The organism is Haemophilus influenzae (assembly GCF_003494325.1).
Classification (GTDB): domain Bacteria; phylum Pseudomonadota; class Gammaproteobacteria; order Enterobacterales; family Pasteurellaceae; genus Haemophilus; species Haemophilus influenzae_I.
In genome coordinates this window covers 221,652-237,083 of sequence record NZ_QQIK01000003.1, presented here as the reverse complement: position 1 = coordinate 237,083, position 15,432 = coordinate 221,652, and the positions used below count along the sequence as shown (strand labels likewise).

The window sequence follows — 15,432 nt, the reverse complement described above, 5'->3', positions numbered from 1 at the left end:
TGTTTTGGATAGTATAACGAACAAGAAAAATGGTGCAAATGCCGTCGCTTTTTAGGCGTATTTTCTTTATACTTTGCGCATTGAAATACTATTGATAAAGCTGGGAAAAATGGAAAAAATTATTATCGACCACGATCGTTTTCTTCGCACGATTTCGCGTATTTCTCACGAAATTATTGAAAAACATCAAACCTTAGATGATCTTGTTATTGTTGGGATTAAACGCCGTGGCGCGGAAATTGCAGAATTATTACAACGTCGAGTTGAAGAGTTAAGTGGTATAAATTTACCTTCAATGGAACTGGATATCACCTTTTATCGCGATGATTTAACCTTGGTTGATCAGGAAGATAAAATGCCAGTTTATAGTGGTTCATCACAATATTTGAATATTCAAGATAAAACCGTCATTTTGGTTGATGATGTGTTGTTTACTGGTCGAACCATTCGATCGGCAATGGATGCACTTACTGATTTTGGTCGTGCCGCAAAAATTGAATTAGTGATTTTTGTTGATCGTGGTCATCGTGAATTACCCATTCGTGCTGATTACGTAGGTAAAAATGTGCCAACAAGCCGTGATGAACTTGTACAAGTTCGAACTGAAAAACAAGATGGCTGTTACGAAGTTGCTATCTTAGGGAAATAAATCTTATCTATTGTGAACCTTCAATAGAATTGTTACTCTAACCAACGTTATGGACTCTTTTTTGATGAGATGAAAATGAAAAAATTTATTCTAAAATCTTTTTTATTGGCTACTTTGGGATGTGTCGCTTTCGCTTCTATGGCACAAGCGGAGGAACGTGTCGTAGCGACAGTGGATGGTATTCCTGTTTTAGAAAGTCAAGTGCGTGCCAATATGGGTAAAAAAGGTGATCGCCAAAGTGCGATTGATAAAATTATTGATGATATTTTGGTGCAAAAAGCAGTTCAAGAATCGGGAGTCAAAATTGATCCGCGTGAAATTGATCATATTGTGGAAGACACCGCGGCTAGAAATGGCTTAACTTATGGTCAATTTTTAGATGCACTGGATTACCAAGGCATTTCATTAAATACATTCCGTCAGCAAATTGCCAATCAAATGGTAATGGGGGCTGTACGTAACAAAGCTATTCAAGAAAGTATTGATGTAACGCGTGAAGAAGTTGTCGCACTCGGTCAAAAAATGTTAGAAGAAGCGAAAGAAAAGGGTACGGCACAGAAAGTTATGGGGAAAGAGTATGAAGTTCGCCATATTTTGTTAAAACTTAATCCATTGTTAAATGATGCTCAAGCAAAAAAACAATTAGCTAAAATTCGTTCTGATATTATTGCAGGTAAAACAACTTTTGCTGATGCCGCATTAAAATATTCTAAAGATTATTTATCGGGTGCGAATGGCGGTAGTTTAGGTTATGCGTTCCCAGAAACTTATGCACCACAGTTTGCGCAAACCGTCGTGAAAAGTAAACAAGGTGTGGTTTCTGCACCATTTAAAACTGAGTTTGGTTGGCATATTTTGGAAGTAACTGGCGTACGTGATGGCGATCTTACAGCAGAAGCCTACACACAAAAAGCATATGAACGTTTAGTAAATACTCAATTACAAGATGCGACGAACGATTGGGTTAAAGCATTGCGTAAAAGAGCGAATATTCAGTATTTTCATAAATAACAAAGTATCAAAAATAAAGGGGCTTAATTGCCCCTTTTGTTGTTTTTTATTTTCTCTTTCTTATAGCTTATGAAGAAATTTTTAATTGCGATTTTACTTTTAATTTTGATTTTAGCGGGCGTGGCGAGTTTTGCTTATTACAAAATGACTGAATTTGTAAAAACACCAGTAAATGTGCAGGCAGATCAACTTTTAACTATTGAACGTGGCACAACAGGTTCAAAATTAGCCGCACTTTTTGAGCAAGAAAAGTTAATTGCTGATGGGAAATTATTACCTTATTTGCTGAAGTTGAAACCTGAGCTAAATAAAATAAAAGCAGGGACTTATTCTCTTGAGAATGTTAAAACTGTGCAAGATTTACTGGATTTGCTTAATTCAGGTAAGGAAGTGCAGTTCAATGTAAAATGGATTGAAGGAAAGACCTTCAAGGATTGGCGAAAAGATCTCGAAAATGCACCGCACTTGGTGCAAACCTTGAAAGATAAGAGTAACGAAGAAATTTTCACATTACTTGACTTGCCAGATGTCGGTCAAAATCTTGAACTAAAAAATGTGGAAGGTTGGCTTTATCCTGATACTTATAATTATACGCCTAAATCCACAGACTTGGAGCTACTGAAACGCTCAGCAGAGAGAATGAAAAAGGCGTTAAATAAGGCTTGGAACGAGCGCGATGAGGATTTACCGTTAGCGAATCCTTATGAAATGTTGATTTTGGCTTCTATCGTAGAAAAAGAAACGGGTATTGCTAATGAGAGAGCAAAAGTGGCCTCTGTATTTATCAACCGTTTAAAAGCAAAAATGAAATTACAGACGGATCCAACGGTAATTTATGGTATGGGCGAAAATTACAATGGGAATATTCGCAAAAAAGATTTAGAAACCAAGACGCCTTATAATACGTATGTGATTGATGGATTGCCGCCAACGCCTATTGCTATGCCAAGCGAAAGTTCGTTACAGGCTGTTTCGAACCCTGAAAAAACAGATTTTTATTATTTTGTGGCAGATGGTTCTGGTGGGCATAAATTTACCCGAAATTTGAATGAACATAATAAAGCGGTGCAAGAATATTTACGTTGGTATCGCAACCAAAAAAATGCCAAATAAAAGTGCGGAAGAAAATATGAAAGGAAAATTTATTGTCATTGAAGGTTTGGAAGGTGCGGGGAAAAGTTCCGCTCATCAGTCTGTTGTGCGAGTTTTGCATGAACTTGGTATTCAAGATGTCGTGTTTACACGCGAACCTGGTGGAACGCCACTGGCTGAGAAATTACGCGATCTCATCAAACATGAAACCGAAGAACCCGTGACAGATAAAGCAGAGTTATTAATGCTTTATGCGGCTCGTATTCAGTTAGTGGAAAATGTGATTAAACCTGCCTTAATGCAAGGGAAATGGGTGGTGGGCGATCGTCACGATATGTCATCTCAGGCGTATCAAGGTGGCGGACGTCAATTAGACCCGCATTTTATGCTTACTTTGAAAGAAACCGTATTAGGTGATTTTGAGCCAGATCTCACCATTTATTTGGATATAGATCCGAGCATCGGTTTAGCACGAGCTCGTGGACGTGGCGAGTTAGATCGTATTGAGCAAATGGATTTGGATTTTTTCCATCGCACTCGAGCTCGCTATTTAGCGTTAGTAAAAGATAATCCAAAAGCAGTCATGATTAATGCAGAGCAGAGTATTGAACTTGTGCAAGCTGATATCGAAAGTGCGGTTAAAAATTGGTGGAAATCAAACGAAAAATGACCGCACTTTACCCTTGGCTAATGCCAATTTATCATCAAATTGCTCAAACCTTTGACGAAGGTTTGGGGCATCATGCTGTGCTGATTAAAGCGGATGCTGGTTTAGGTGTAGAACGTTTATTTGATGCACTTACACAGAAAATAATGTGTGTGGCTCAAGGTTATAAACCTTGTGGTCAATGTCATTATTGTCATTTAATGCAAGCTCATAGCCATCCAGATTATCACGAGTTAAGCCCCATTGACGGTAAGGATATTGGCGTTGATCAAGTACGCAATATTAATGAAATTGTTGCTCAACACGCACAACAAAACGGCAATAAAGTAGTGTATGTGCAAGGGGCGGAACGTTTAACGGAAGCAGCTGCCAATGCGTTATTGAAAACATTGGAAGAGCCTCGTCCAAATACTTATTTTTTGCTTCAAACGGATAGTTCAGCTAGTTTATTAGCAACCATTTACAGTCGATGCCAAGTGTGGAATCTGTCCGTGCCTAATGAACAAATGGCTGTTGATTGGTTGAAATCAGAAAGTGCGGCAGAAAATCAGGAAATTTTGACCGCACTTGCGATGAATCTTGGACGACCGCTTTTAGCCTTAGAAACGTTACAACAAGGGTTGATTGAACAGCGTAAAAACTTCTTACGTCAATTTTGGGTGTTCTATCGCCGACGTTCGCCATTGGAATTACTTCCGTTGTTTGATAAAGAACGCTATGTTCAGCAAGTGGATTGGATTTTGGCTTTTCTTTCCGATTGTTTAAAACAGAAACTTGAAATTAATAGCTATCGACAAGTGGCTGATCTCGGGCGTGGTATCGAACAATTCAGCGACGAGCAAACTGCTCTTGGTTTATTACAAGCCATTAAAATTATGCAAAAAGTGCGGTCAGATTTGCTGACGATTAATGGCGTGAATGTTGAATTGATGCTATTAGATGGCTTGACCAGATTAGTTACAGAAGTGTTTAAGGGTTAATTATCAATTTACCCAAGGTACAAATTAGGAAAATAATTATGTTTATTGTTGATTCTCACTGTCATTTAGATGCGTTGGATTATGAAAATTTACATAAAAATATCGCGGATGTGGTGGAAAAAGCGTGCGCACGTGATGTGAAACATTTGCTTGCCATTGGTGTGACTTTAAGCCGTTTTGAGCAGGCTTATGACTCTTTACGGGAATTTAATAATGTCTCGCTTGCTTGCGGTGTGCATCCACTGGATTTTGAAGAAGAACCTTATGACGCAGAACGCTTATTGCGTTTGGCGCAAGATCCGAAAGTGATTGCGATTGGCGAAATTGGCTTAGATTATTATTACAGCTCAGATAATAAAGCGGCACAACAAGCGGTGTTTGGTAGCCAAATCGATATTGCAAACCAATTAGATAAGCCTGTAATTATTCATACACGTTCGGCAGGCGATGACACCATTGCAATGTTACGCCAACACCATGCTGAAAAGTGCGGTGGCGTTATTCATTGTTTTACGGAAACCATGGAATTTGCGAAAAAAGCGTTAGATTTAGGTTTTTACATTTCTTGTTCTGGCATTGTGACCTTTAAAAATGCCGAAGCGATTCGTGAGGTTATTCGTTATGTGCCAATGGATCGCTTATTGGTGGAAACGGATTCGCCTTATCTTGCGCCAGTGCCTTATCGAGGAAAAGAAAATCAACCAGCTTATACGAGAGAAGTCTGTGAATACGTGGCAACCCTAAAAGGCGTTTCTGCAGAGGAGTTTGCTCAAATCACTACAAAAAATTTCGAGCGTTTATTTAAAATTCGTGTAGAATAAATGCACAGTTCTGACAAGGGAAAAGTATGCGAAAGTTTTTTAAATATTTCTTATTTATTGTTGTTTTTTTATTCCACGGTTTTATGTTTTCTGTGGTGAATTATGTATTTCCTCATTACGATGTGACGCGTGTTACTGGCGTAGAAGTTAAACGTGTTGATAAAGATGGGCCAATCACCAAATCGAATCCAGCTGATAGCCCAACACGTGATGTGTATTATATCAATACGCAAAATGACGATGGCAAAATTATGGTGTATCGCAATGAAGATACGCGTTGGGGTTTCCCGTTCTACTTCAAATTTGGTTCAGCCAATTTACAAGCTGAAGCGCAGGCTTTAGGCAATGACAACAAACTTGTGCAAATTAAATACTATGGTTGGCGTATTACGATGATAGATGAATATCGTAATGCAACCTCAATTAAAGAAATTACTGCTGATGATACACCAAGCAATCCGATTGTTTCGTGGATTTTATATGTATTCTTGCTGGCGACATTATTTTTGTCTATCCAATTTATTCGCGGCTGGTTTGACAGCGACAAGTAATCTCCCAAACGGCCGCAAAGTGCGGTCGTTTTCTTTTATATTTTTGAGTAATGATTATGGAATTATTTCATACTATTTTGGCAATTGTGGCTTTAATTTTAAGTAGCGCAGTTGTTTCTTCTGCTGAAATTTCTCTAGCGAGTTCTCGCAAATTAAAATTGCAATCTCTTGCGAACGAAGGCGACGTGCGTGCGCTTCAAGTGCTTAAATTACAAGAGCATCCTGGTCGTTTTATTACGGTGGTTCAAATTTTGTTGAATATGGTGGCGATTTTGGGTGGGGGAATTGGCGAAAGTGCACTAAGTCCTTACATTGCAGATATTTTAAATCGTTCTTTTGAAGGAAGTTGGATTGAGCCAACCGCCTCTACAATCGCTTTTATATTAGTGACTTGTTTGTTTATTTTATTTGCTGATCTTATTCCAAAACGTATTGCCATTACTTATCCTGAAATGGTGGCTTTGCGCGTTGTGGGTATTATGAATTTTAGTATGTATCTGTTTAAACCGCTTGTGTGGTTATTTGATACGCTTGCTAATGTCTTTTTCCGTCTATTTCACATTTCTACTGTGCGTGAAGATGGCATGACCTCTGAAGATATTTTCGCCGTAGTTGAAGCAGGCGCGGAAGCTGGTGTGTTGAAAACTCAAGAGCATTATTTGATCGAAAACATTTTCGATATGCAAGCCCGTACAGTAACTTCCACCATGACAACCCGTGAAAACATCGTATATTTAGACCGCACTTTTTCTCGCCAAGAAGTCATGGATACGCTTTCTCGTAATTCTCATTCTAAAATTGTGATTTGTGACAATGGCCTTGATAAAATCTTAGGTTATATCGAATCCCATACCTTGCTCACAATGTATTTGCAAAATGAAAATGTGGTGCTCACAGATCCTAAACTACTCCGTAAAGCATTATTTGTGCCTGATACGCTTTCTCTTTACGAAGTGTTGGAATTGTTTAAATCTACTGGCGAAGATTTTGCCATTATTGTGAATGAATATGCTCTTGTGGTGGGTATTGTTACACTAAATGATGTGATGAGCATTGTTATGGGGGAATTGGTTTCTAACGAAGAAGAATATATTGTGAGCCGTGATGAAAACTCGTGGCTGATTGATGGTGCAACGCCATTAGAAGAAGTTACTCGAGTATTAGATATTGCTTATTTTCCCGATGAAGAAAACTACGAAACCATCAGTGGTTTTATGATGTATATGTTACGTAAAATCCCGAAAAAAACCGATTCTGTGGTTTACGGAAAATACAAGTTTGAAGTGATTGATACAGAAAACTTTAAAATCGATCAGATTTTGGTGTCTTTAGTAAAAGAGCAGGAGTAGAAGTGCGGTAAATTTTTATCCATTTCTCTACAAAATTATGTTATAAAACCATAAAAATATGAGGTTAAATATGGAACTAAGACAACAAATTCCAACAGGCTGTATTAAACAATTTGGGCAATTTGGCGTGCCTTATGTGGTTGGCGAGGTTGCGGAATTTTTGCCAGATGGAGATGCGTTGGTAAATATCACATTGTTACAATCTGGAGAAAAAGATATTTATCGCTTATCTCACTTACTTGAAGATCCCGAAGCTGAATAAGGAAAACTATGTACGCAATTGCTTTTGATTTAGTTGTAAAAGATACTCAAGATCATCATCCAAAAGGTGTTCAGCAGGCTTATACAGACATTGGTGCGGTTTTAGCAAAATTTGGTTTTGTTAGAACACAAGGAAGTTTATATACCAATACAAATGAAGATATGGCAAACCTTTTTCAGGCAATGAATTCGCTAAAACAGTTGGCGTGGATTTCTCAGTCGGTACGAGATATTCGTGCTTTTCGTATTGAGCAATGGTCTGACTTCACTGACTTTATACGAAGTTAAGCATTTGTTTAAATGGGGCTTATAGGCTTCCTTGCTTAATCCCACGCAGCCAGTATAATGGCTGCGTTTTTGTTGATTCTCAATTAGGTATGACTATGTTTAAAAAAATCTCTGTTTTATTTTTTGTGTTAATGTTGGCAGGTTGTTCTTCTTGGTCGTCTATTACTAATTATGTTCCATTTATGGGGAACGATAAAAAAGTGATTGATTTAGATAAAGATAAAATCGATCAGAAATCCTATGCAGCAGCTTATGAAGCGACTGTGGCGACATATAAAGGTCGTGTGAATGAAAATTTCTTTGTAGATAATTTTGCAAGTGGTGCGAATGACTGGTATTTAGGTCGTATTTTAGTTCCTGTGAAACAAATTCAGGATAAACTTTATACAGGCGGCCATGATTCTGATGTATATGCTTATTATAGCGGTGTGTTACATGCGGAAGCATTGCAAGCTAACCTTAAACGTTTGAGTGCAAATTGTTGGGAAAAAGTGGATTCGCAAAGTATGGCTCAAGGTATTTATGATGCGATGCGTGATTTACAAAAAGGCAAAGCGCGAGGCGAAAATGATGAATATATTGTGCAAGGTAGTGAAGCACTGCTGAAAGCCTGTATATCTAAATAATTGTTTTTCTAAGCTGCTGGTCGATTTATTTTACCAGCAGCTTTCTTTTTAAATTATTAAGGAGCAAGAATGTTAGAACTTTCGGAAAGCAACATTCATTTAAATGCTAACGCAGCGGATAAACAACAAGCAATTGAAATGGCAGCGTCCGCATTAGTTGAAGCAGACAATGTGGAAAATGGTTATTTGCAAGGAATGTTAGCGCGTGAGTTGCAAACCTCAACCTTTTTAGGCAATGGTATCGCGATTCCTCACGGCACCTTGGATACTCGTTCGATGGTAAAGAAAACGGGTGTGCAAGTGTTTCAATTTCCTCAAGGCATAGAATGGGGCGAGGGCAATATTGCTTATGTCGTGATTGGTATTGCGGCGCGATCTGATGAACATTTGTCTTTGTTACGCCAACTTACTCAGGTTTTGAGCGATGAAGATACCGCAGCGAAATTAGCAAAAATAACCGATGTGGCTGAATTTCGTGCGATTTTAATGGGTGAGACAATTGAGCCATTTGAAATTCCTGCTGCCAATATCAGTTTAGACGTAGATACCCAAAGTTTATTAACTTTAGTCGCGATTAATGCAGGGCAATTACAAGTGCAAAGTGCGGTGGAAAATCGCTTTATTTCTGAAGTGATTAATAATGCGGCATTACCGCTTGGCAAAGGATTATGGGTAACGGATTCTGTCGTAGGAAATGTGAAAAATGCCTTAGCATTTAGTCGTGCCAAAACGATCTTTAGCCACAATGGCAAAGCCGTAAAAGGCGTGATAACTGTTGCAGCTGTCAGTGATCAAATTAATCCAACTTTAGCGCGTTTATTAGATGATGAGGTTCAAACAACCTTGCTCAATGGTAATTCAACAGAAATTTTGACCGCACTTTTGGGTTTAGCGTGTGATGTTGAAACTCAATCTGTAGAAGGTGCAGTTGTAGGAACTTTTACAATTCGTAATGAACACGGTTTACATGCGCGCCCAAGTGCAAATTTGGTTAATGAAGTGAAAAAATTCACTTCTAAAATTACTGTGCAAAATCTTACTCGTGAAAGTGAAGTCGTGAGTGCAAAAAGTTTGATGAAGATTGTTGCGCTCGGTGTAACGCAAGGACATCGCTTACGTTTTGTGGCTGAAGGAGAAGATGCCAAACAAGCGATTGAATCATTGGGCAAAGCGATAGCCAATGGCTTGGGCGAGAATGTTTCGGCAGTGCCACCGTCTGAACCAGATACCATTGAGATTATGGGCGATCAAATTCACACATCTGCGGTAACAGAAGATGATAATTTGCCGGCAAATGCCATTGAAGCCGTATTTGTGATTAAAAATGAGCAAGGTTTGCACGCTCGCCCAAGTGCGATATTGGTAAACGAAGTGAAGAAATATAATGCTTCCGTAGCAGTTCAAAATCTTGATCGTAATTCTCAATTAGTCAGTGCTAAAAGCTTGATGAAAATTGTGGCATTAGGCGTAGTGAAAGGGACTCGTTTACGTTTTGTTGCGACGGGCGATGAAGCGCAACAAGCTATTGACGGAATCGGTGCTGTAATCGAATCGGGTTTAGGGGAATAGTATGGCAAACGTCGTAACAATTACCTTAAATACCGCTTATGATTTAGTCGGGCGTTTAAATCGTATTCAACTTGGCGAAGTAAACACGGTAGAAACGCTGGGCTTATTTCCTGCAGGAAAAGGCATTAATGTTGCAAAAGTACTAAAAGATTTAGGCGTTGATGTTGTAGTAGGTGGTTTCTTGGGCGAGGATAATTCAGCTGATTTCGGGCAAATGTTTAATCAGCACGGTTTGGAAGATAAATTCCACCGTGTTGATGGCAAAACGCGTATCAATGTAAAAATTACCGAGACTGAAGCGGATGTGACAGACTTAAATTTCTTGGGATATCAAATAAGCCCACAAGTTTGGCAACAATTTGTGACGGATTCTTTGGCTTATTGTTTAAATTATGACATTGTCGCAGTGTGTGGCAGTTTACCTCGAGGTGTGTCTCCTGAATTGTTTGCTGATTGGTTAAATCAGCTTCACCAAGCTGGCGTAAAAGTGGTGCTTGATAGTAGCAATGCTGCACTCACCGCTGGATTAAAAGCGAAACCTTGGCTAGTAAAACCTAATCATCGAGAATTTGAGACTTGGGTTGGTCATCCATTAAATAGTCTTGAAGAAATGATTGCCGCCGCACAGCAACTTAAAGCGGAAAGCATTGAAAACGTGATTATTTCAATGGGCGAAAAAGGTTCTTTATGGATTAATAATGAAGGCGTGCTCAAAGCCGAACCAGCACAATGTGAAAATGTCGTGAGTACCGTTGGGGCGGGCGATTCCATGGTAGCAGGCTTAATCTATGGTTTTGAAAAAGGTTTATCGAAAACAGAAACTTTAGCTTTTGCTACGGCTGTGTCCGCTTTTGCGGTATCTCAGAGTAACGTCGGTGTGAGTGATTTGAGTTTACTTGACCCCATTTTAGAAAAAGTACAAATAACGATGATTGAAGGATAGTATGAAGTTATTTTTAACCCAATCAGCTAATGTAGGCGATGCGAAAGCCTATTTATTACATGAAGTTTTTCGAGCAGTTGCACAAAAAGCAAATGTCTCTATTGTAGAAACACCAACCGAAGCAGATCTTGTTCTTGTATTTGGTTCTGTATTACCAAATAACCCTGCGTTAGTCGGTAAAAAAGTCTTTATTATCGGCGAAGCTATCGCCATGATTTCTCCTGAGGTCACGTTGGCAAACGCTTTAGCCAATGGGGCTGATTATGTTGCACCGAAAAGTGCGGTGACTTTTACAGGTGTTTCTGGTGTAAAAAATATTGTTGCGGTAACGGCTTGTCCAACAGGCGTTGCACATACGTTTATGTCGGCTGAAGCGATTGAAGCCTATGCGAAAAAGCAAGGTTGGAATGTAAAAGTTGAAACCCGTGGTCAAGTTGGGGCTGGCAATGAAATTACTGCAGAAGAAGTCGCAGCGGCTGATTTGGTATTTGTTGCAGCAGATATTGATGTGCCTTTAGATAAATTTAAAGGTAAGCCAATGTACCGCACTTCAACAGGCTTAGCCTTGAAGAAAACCGATCAAGAATTTGATAAAGCATTTAAAGAGGCCAAAATTTTTGATGGTGGAAATAATGCGGGAACGAAAGAAGAAAGCCGTGAGAAAAAAGGTGTGTACAAACACTTAATGACTGGTGTTTCTCATATGTTACCGTTAGTGGTTGCTGGTGGATTGTTGATCGCGATTTCCTTTATGTTTAGTTTTAATGTAATTGAAAATACAGGAGTTTTTCAAGATCTTCCAAATATGTTGATAAATATCGGTAGTGGTGTGGCGTTCAAGTTAATGATTGCCGTGTTTGCTGGCTACGTTGCATTTTCTATCGCTGATCGTCCAGGACTTGCAGTTGGTTTGATTGCAGGGATGCTGGCAAGTGAAGCGGGTGCAGGGATTCTTGGCGGTATTATTGCAGGTTTCTTAGCGGGCTATGTGGTGAAAGGGCTAAATGTGATTATTCGATTGCCAGCAAGTCTGACTTCATTAAAACCGATTTTAATTTTACCGCTCTTAGGTTCGATGATTGTTGGTTTGACGATGATTTACCTCATCAATCCACCAGTGGCTGAAATTATGAAAGAGCTAAGTAATTGGCTTACTTCAATGGGCGAAGTGAATGCGATTGTGTTAGGTGCAATTATCGGCGCAATGATGTGTATCGATATGGGCGGACCAGTAAATAAAGCAGCGTACACTTTTTCGGTTGGATTGATTGCTTCCCAAGTTTATACACCAATGGCTGCGGCAATGGCGGCGGGTATGGTTCCTCCAATTGGTATGACAGTTGCGACTTGGATTGCTCGCAATAAATTTACCGTTAGCCAACGCGATGCGGGGAAAGCATCATTTGTTCTTGGTTTATGTTTTATTTCTGAAGGTGCATTACCATTTGTGGCAGCAGATCCAATTCGAGTCATTATTAGCTCTGTGATTGGTGGTGCGGTGGCTGGTGCGATTTCAATGGGATTAAATATTACCTTACAAGCTCCGCACGGCGGATTATTTGTCATTCCATTTGTATCTGAGCCATTGAAATATCTTGGTGCAATTGCGATTGGTGCTTTATCAACAGGTGTGGTTTACGCCATTATTAAATCGAAAAACAATGCGGAATAATACCGCACTTTGAATGTAAAAAATAATTTTCATTGAAAAAGTTAGACTATGAAATCAAGGACTAAGCTCTGTAATCTACAGGGCTTAGTCCTTTTAGTTATGGATGTATTCGTGAATCGTTTGTAAAAGTAGGAGCAATCTTTTTCTTTCAGTTTTGCTTTTTTAATTTGGGTGTCAGAAAGCGGATTTGTTAAGTATGCCATAAAATAGCCCTACGTAGTAATATAACAAACTAGGCGATAATCCTAGTATTTACAAGTCTCTATGCTGTTTTAGTAATAGATTTTTTTGCCTTAGCGTGAATATATTATTAAGTCTATTACTAAAATTCTAAGGTTCGATAGTATTTTATAGTGGAGTATAGGGAATAAAAAAGCCTTGATTTCAGTAGAATCAAGGCTTTGTAATGCTTTTAGTGCTGTATATTTTTAATTTGGTGCTCTGGGCGAGACTTGAACTCGCACGACCTGTGGTCACTACCCCCTCAAGATAGCGTGTCTACCAATTCCACCACCAGAGCTTTAATTTTTATGCTAACCCTATTTTATTGTGGGATGTCGCTATTTTTATTTTCTTTCGCTGGAGCTGCTTGTTGTTGCTGAACTTGCTCTGCAGCTTGTGATAAATCGTCAAAAGCACCTTTTTGAACATTGCCTTTATGTGAATTCATATTACCTAAAACAAGGGCAATAACAAAAAATGCGGTTGCTAAAATCGCACTAGTACGTGTTAAAAAGTTACCTGCACCAGCAGAGCCAAACATTGTACCTGATGCACCACCACCAAAAGATGCACCCGCATTCGCCCCTTTACCTTGTTGAACGAGAATAAACCCGATCAAGGCAATCGCGACAACAACATAAATAAATAAAAGAACTTGATACATTTTTTCTCTCTAATTTGCAATTTTGCAAGAAAACTGGTCGTGAATGTTATAGAAAATTCAATTTTCTCGCAAGTGCTTTGCATAAAAAAAATATTAATTGGTTTAACTTTAATCAGTTTTACCGTTTGATTTACTCGATTTTTTTACCGCACTTTTAGGTTTCGCTCTATCGGATTTAATCATTTTAATGCGGCTTAATTGTCTTAATGCATTAAGATCTACAAAACGGACTAAATCAGGCAACATTTGATTTAAGTTATGCATAAATTGTTGATAGGTTGCTTGTTTTTGACTAATGTCTGTGAGTTGCGATTCCCAATGAGCCGTCATATCTGGTTGGGTGGCAATATCTGGTAATGCCTGAATTAAAATTCTTCCAGTTTCTGTACTGTGAATATTTCGCCCTTTTTTTGTTAAAAAACCGCGTTTAAAAAGTAATTCAATGATGCCAGCGCGAGTAGCCTCTGTACCCAATCCATCGGTTTCTCGCAGAATTTTTTTGAGTTCTTTATCCTGCACAAATCGCGCAATGCCCGTCATTGCTGAAAGCAAGGTTGCATCCGTGAAGGGCTTTGGCGGCTGAGTTTTTTTACTCATCACTTCTCCGCGTTCACAATGCAAAATTTGTCCTTTCTTTACTATTGGTAATAAGGGTTCTTGATTTTCTGTGTTGTCTTCTTTGCCTAACAATTCTTTCCACCCAGCCGTTTGTAAATTTCGTGCTTGAGCTATAAAAGTACCGCCAGCGATATTTAATGTGATTTTACTTTTACGATATTCTGCGTCAGGGCAAAATTGCATTAAATATTGGCGAGCGATAAGGCTGTAAATATTACGTTCTTCTTGTGTTAGATTTACTGGACGATTTTTGGCAGTTGGAATGATTGCATGGTGAGCTTCTACTTTTTTATCATTCCAACAGCGATTTCTCTGTTCAGTTGAAATGACATTTGGTAAGACTTGATAAGCTTCACAATGGGTTGAAATTGCATTTAATACATTGTGTCGTTCAGCAAAATGTTCTTCGGGCAAATAGCGACAATCAGAACGCGGATAAGTAATCAAACGATGAGTTTCATATAGGCGTTGGCACGTATCTAATACGGCTTGAGCGGACATACCGAATCGCTTTGCTGCATCAATTTGTAACGCAGAAAGAGAATAAGGCAAAGGCGCCGTTTCTTTTTCACGAACGTCTTTGTATTCGGTGACTTCTGCTGGTTGATTTGTAATACGTTTTACAACGTTTTCTGCTAATCCTTTAGAGAGCACCCTGCCGTCATCATCTTGGTAATCCTCGCAAGCTTTGCTAGGTTGCCATAAGGCGCTGAAAAGTGCGGTTGATTTTTCTGGAGTTTTTTCTTCTTTATTCTCTGGATTAACCCAAGCCTGTACTTCAAAGAAGTCTTTGGGCTGGAAATGTTCAATTTCCAAATCTCGACGTACAATTAAACCTAGCACAGGGGTTTGCACTCGTCCAACCGAAAGCACGCCATCATAGCCAGTTTGTCTGCCACGAATGGTATAGGCTCTGGTCATATTAATGCCATAAAGCCAATCAGCTCGGGCTCGTGCGAGTGCAGATGTGGCAAGAGGAATAAAGTTACGGTTAGGTTGTAATTTTTTAACCGCTTTTTCTACCGCACTTGGATTTAGGTCGCTAATCAAACAGCGTAAAATTTTATCGCGTTTTTCGGCAGATAAATTGGCATAACTGAACACTTCATCTACAAGTAATTGTCCTTCTCTATCAGGGTCTCCTGCATTAACAAGTGTATCCGCTTGATGGATCAGTTTTTCTACCACAGAAAGTTGTTTTTTTACTTCTTTTCGCGGTAAAAGTTGCCATTTTTCAGGAATGATAGGGAGATGTTCTAAACGCCATTGTTTGAATTTAGGATCATAGGCATCGGGTTCTGCTTGCTCGAGCAAATGCCCTACACACCAAGTTACCACATCATTATCGCCACATTTAATAAAACCATCCCCACGTTGATGAGGCTTAGGGAGCACGTCAGCAATAGCACGAGCTAGGCTTGGTTTTTCGGCGATAAATAAACGCATAAT

16 protein-coding genes and 1 tRNA gene are annotated in these 15,432 nt (G+C 39.1%); 14 read left to right on the top strand and 3 right to left on the bottom strand.

Translation table 11 applies throughout. The features are described 5' to 3' along the window. The first annotated feature begins 109 nt into the window (after positions 1-109). The 14 genes from pyrR to DV356_RS06760 all read left to right on the top strand — a co-directional run bounded on the left by pyrR (position 110) and on the right by DV356_RS06760 (position 12,479). Complete coding sequence (gene pyrR, locus DV356_RS06825; RefSeq protein WP_005656508.1) at positions 110-649, top strand: bifunctional pyr operon transcriptional regulator/uracil phosphoribosyltransferase PyrR; 540 nt, start codon at positions 110-112, stop codon at positions 647-649. A gap of 75 nt (positions 650-724) precedes the next feature. Continuing rightward, positions 725-1,660 (top strand): peptidylprolyl isomerase, encoded by a 936-nt coding sequence (locus tag DV356_RS06820; protein ID WP_181152621.1) that lies wholly within the window; start codon positions 725-727, stop codon positions 1,658-1,660. Between the two features lie 69 nt (positions 1,661-1,729). Continuing rightward, on the top strand, positions 1,730-2,773 hold the full coding sequence (mltG, locus tag DV356_RS06815) for an endolytic transglycosylase MltG (protein ID WP_005662578.1): 1,044 nt from the start codon (positions 1,730-1,732) through the stop codon (positions 2,771-2,773). A 16-nt stretch (positions 2,774-2,789) separates the two neighbouring features. Then, positions 2,790-3,422 carry a dTMP kinase gene (gene tmk / locus DV356_RS06810; RefSeq protein ID WP_005662579.1) on the top strand — a complete coding sequence of 211 codons (633 nt, stop codon included), beginning with the start codon at positions 2,790-2,792 and terminating at the stop codon, positions 3,420-3,422. Next, positions 3,419-4,399, top strand: coding sequence for a DNA polymerase III subunit delta' (locus DV356_RS06805; RefSeq protein ID WP_118806719.1), 981 nt, complete (start codon positions 3,419-3,421; stop codon positions 4,397-4,399). The genes tmk and DV356_RS06805 overlap by 4 nt, the downstream gene beginning before the upstream one ends. A gap of 38 nt (positions 4,400-4,437) precedes the next feature. Further along, complete coding sequence (locus tag DV356_RS06800; RefSeq protein WP_118793532.1) at positions 4,438-5,220, top strand: YchF/TatD family DNA exonuclease; 783 nt, start codon at positions 4,438-4,440, stop codon at positions 5,218-5,220. Positions 5,221-5,246: 26 nt separating this feature from the next. Next, complete coding sequence (locus tag DV356_RS06795) at positions 5,247-5,771, top strand: DUF1523 family protein (RefSeq protein ID WP_005669286.1); 525 nt, start codon at positions 5,247-5,249, stop codon at positions 5,769-5,771. A gap of 50 nt (positions 5,772-5,821) precedes the next feature. After that, entirely contained in the window at positions 5,822-7,120 is a 1,299-nt protein-coding gene (paeA, locus tag DV356_RS06790; RefSeq protein WP_118806718.1) for a polyamine export protein PaeA, read from the top strand. A 70-nt stretch (positions 7,121-7,190) separates the two neighbouring features. Beyond that, complete coding sequence (locus DV356_RS06785) at positions 7,191-7,382, top strand: DUF5397 family protein (protein WP_012055040.1); 192 nt, start codon at positions 7,191-7,193, stop codon at positions 7,380-7,382. An 8-nt stretch (positions 7,383-7,390) separates the two neighbouring features. Further along, positions 7,391-7,669 (top strand): virulence factor, encoded by a 279-nt coding sequence (locus DV356_RS06780; protein ID WP_118806717.1) that lies wholly within the window; start codon positions 7,391-7,393, stop codon positions 7,667-7,669. A gap of 95 nt (positions 7,670-7,764) precedes the next feature. After that, on the top strand, positions 7,765-8,295 hold the full coding sequence (locus DV356_RS06775; protein WP_192882168.1) for a hypothetical protein: 531 nt from the start codon (positions 7,765-7,767) through the stop codon (positions 8,293-8,295). Between the two features lie 69 nt (positions 8,296-8,364). Then, entirely contained in the window at positions 8,365-9,864 is a 1,500-nt protein-coding gene (gene fruB, locus DV356_RS06770; RefSeq protein WP_118806715.1) for a fused PTS fructose transporter subunit IIA/HPr protein, read from the top strand. A 1-nt stretch (position 9,865) separates the two neighbouring features. Continuing rightward, on the top strand, positions 9,866-10,807 hold the full coding sequence (gene fruK, locus DV356_RS06765) for a 1-phosphofructokinase (RefSeq protein WP_118806714.1): 942 nt from the start codon (positions 9,866-9,868) through the stop codon (positions 10,805-10,807). Between the two features lies 1 nt (position 10,808). Continuing rightward, on the top strand, positions 10,809-12,479 hold the full coding sequence (locus DV356_RS06760) for a fructose-specific PTS transporter subunit EIIC (protein WP_116961917.1): 1,671 nt from the start codon (positions 10,809-10,811) through the stop codon (positions 12,477-12,479). Positions 12,480-12,913: 434 nt separating this feature from the next. Here DV356_RS06760 and DV356_RS06755 read toward each other — a convergent pair. The 3 genes from DV356_RS06755 to DV356_RS06745 all read right to left on the bottom strand — a co-directional run bounded on the left by DV356_RS06755 (position 12,914) and on the right by DV356_RS06745 (position 15,429). Next, positions 12,914-12,999 (bottom strand) — tRNA-Leu (locus tag DV356_RS06755). A 24-nt stretch (positions 13,000-13,023) separates the two neighbouring features. Continuing rightward, a complete protein-coding gene (gene secG, locus DV356_RS06750) occupies positions 13,024-13,365 on the bottom strand; it encodes a preprotein translocase subunit SecG (protein WP_005669259.1) in 342 nt (113 codons plus the stop codon). Between the two features lie 108 nt (positions 13,366-13,473). After that, entirely contained in the window at positions 13,474-15,429 is a 1,956-nt protein-coding gene (locus DV356_RS06745; protein ID WP_116961918.1) for a DNA topoisomerase III, read from the bottom strand. Positions 15,430-15,432: the final 3 nt, after the last annotated feature.

Bases quoted from the DNA above. Each gene is read 5' to 3' on its own strand.
- pyrR (WP_005656508.1), top strand. From the start codon at position 110: ATGGAAAAAATTATTATCGACCACGATCGTTTTCTTCGCACGATTTCG.
- DV356_RS06820 (WP_181152621.1), top strand. From the start codon at position 725: ATGAAAAAATTTATTCTAAAATCTTTTTTATTGGCTACTTTGGGATGT.
- mltG (WP_005662578.1), top strand. From the start codon at position 1,730: ATGAAGAAATTTTTAATTGCGATTTTACTTTTAATTTTGATTTTAGCG.
- tmk (WP_005662579.1), top strand. From the start codon at position 2,790: ATGAAAGGAAAATTTATTGTCATTGAAGGTTTGGAAGGTGCGGGGAAA.
- DV356_RS06805 (WP_118806719.1), top strand. From the start codon at position 3,419: ATGACCGCACTTTACCCTTGGCTAATGCCAATTTATCATCAAATTGCT.
- DV356_RS06800 (WP_118793532.1), top strand. From the start codon at position 4,438: ATGTTTATTGTTGATTCTCACTGTCATTTAGATGCGTTGGATTATGAA.
- DV356_RS06795 (WP_005669286.1), top strand. From the start codon at position 5,247: ATGCGAAAGTTTTTTAAATATTTCTTATTTATTGTTGTTTTTTTATTC.
- paeA (WP_118806718.1), top strand. From the start codon at position 5,822: ATGATTATGGAATTATTTCATACTATTTTGGCAATTGTGGCTTTAATT.
- DV356_RS06785 (WP_012055040.1), top strand. From the start codon at position 7,191: ATGGAACTAAGACAACAAATTCCAACAGGCTGTATTAAACAATTTGGG.
- DV356_RS06780 (WP_118806717.1), top strand. From the start codon at position 7,391: ATGTACGCAATTGCTTTTGATTTAGTTGTAAAAGATACTCAAGATCAT.
- DV356_RS06775 (WP_192882168.1), top strand. From the start codon at position 7,765: ATGTTTAAAAAAATCTCTGTTTTATTTTTTGTGTTAATGTTGGCAGGT.
- fruB (WP_118806715.1), top strand. From the start codon at position 8,365: ATGTTAGAACTTTCGGAAAGCAACATTCATTTAAATGCTAACGCAGCG.
- fruK (WP_118806714.1), top strand. From the start codon at position 9,866: ATGGCAAACGTCGTAACAATTACCTTAAATACCGCTTATGATTTAGTC.
- DV356_RS06760 (WP_116961917.1), top strand. From the start codon at position 10,809: ATGAAGTTATTTTTAACCCAATCAGCTAATGTAGGCGATGCGAAAGCC.
- secG (WP_005669259.1), bottom strand. From the start codon at position 13,365: ATGTATCAAGTTCTTTTATTTATTTATGTTGTTGTCGCGATTGCCTTG.
- DV356_RS06745 (WP_116961918.1), bottom strand. From the start codon at position 15,429: ATGCGTTTATTTATCGCCGAAAAACCAAGCCTAGCTCGTGCTATTGCT.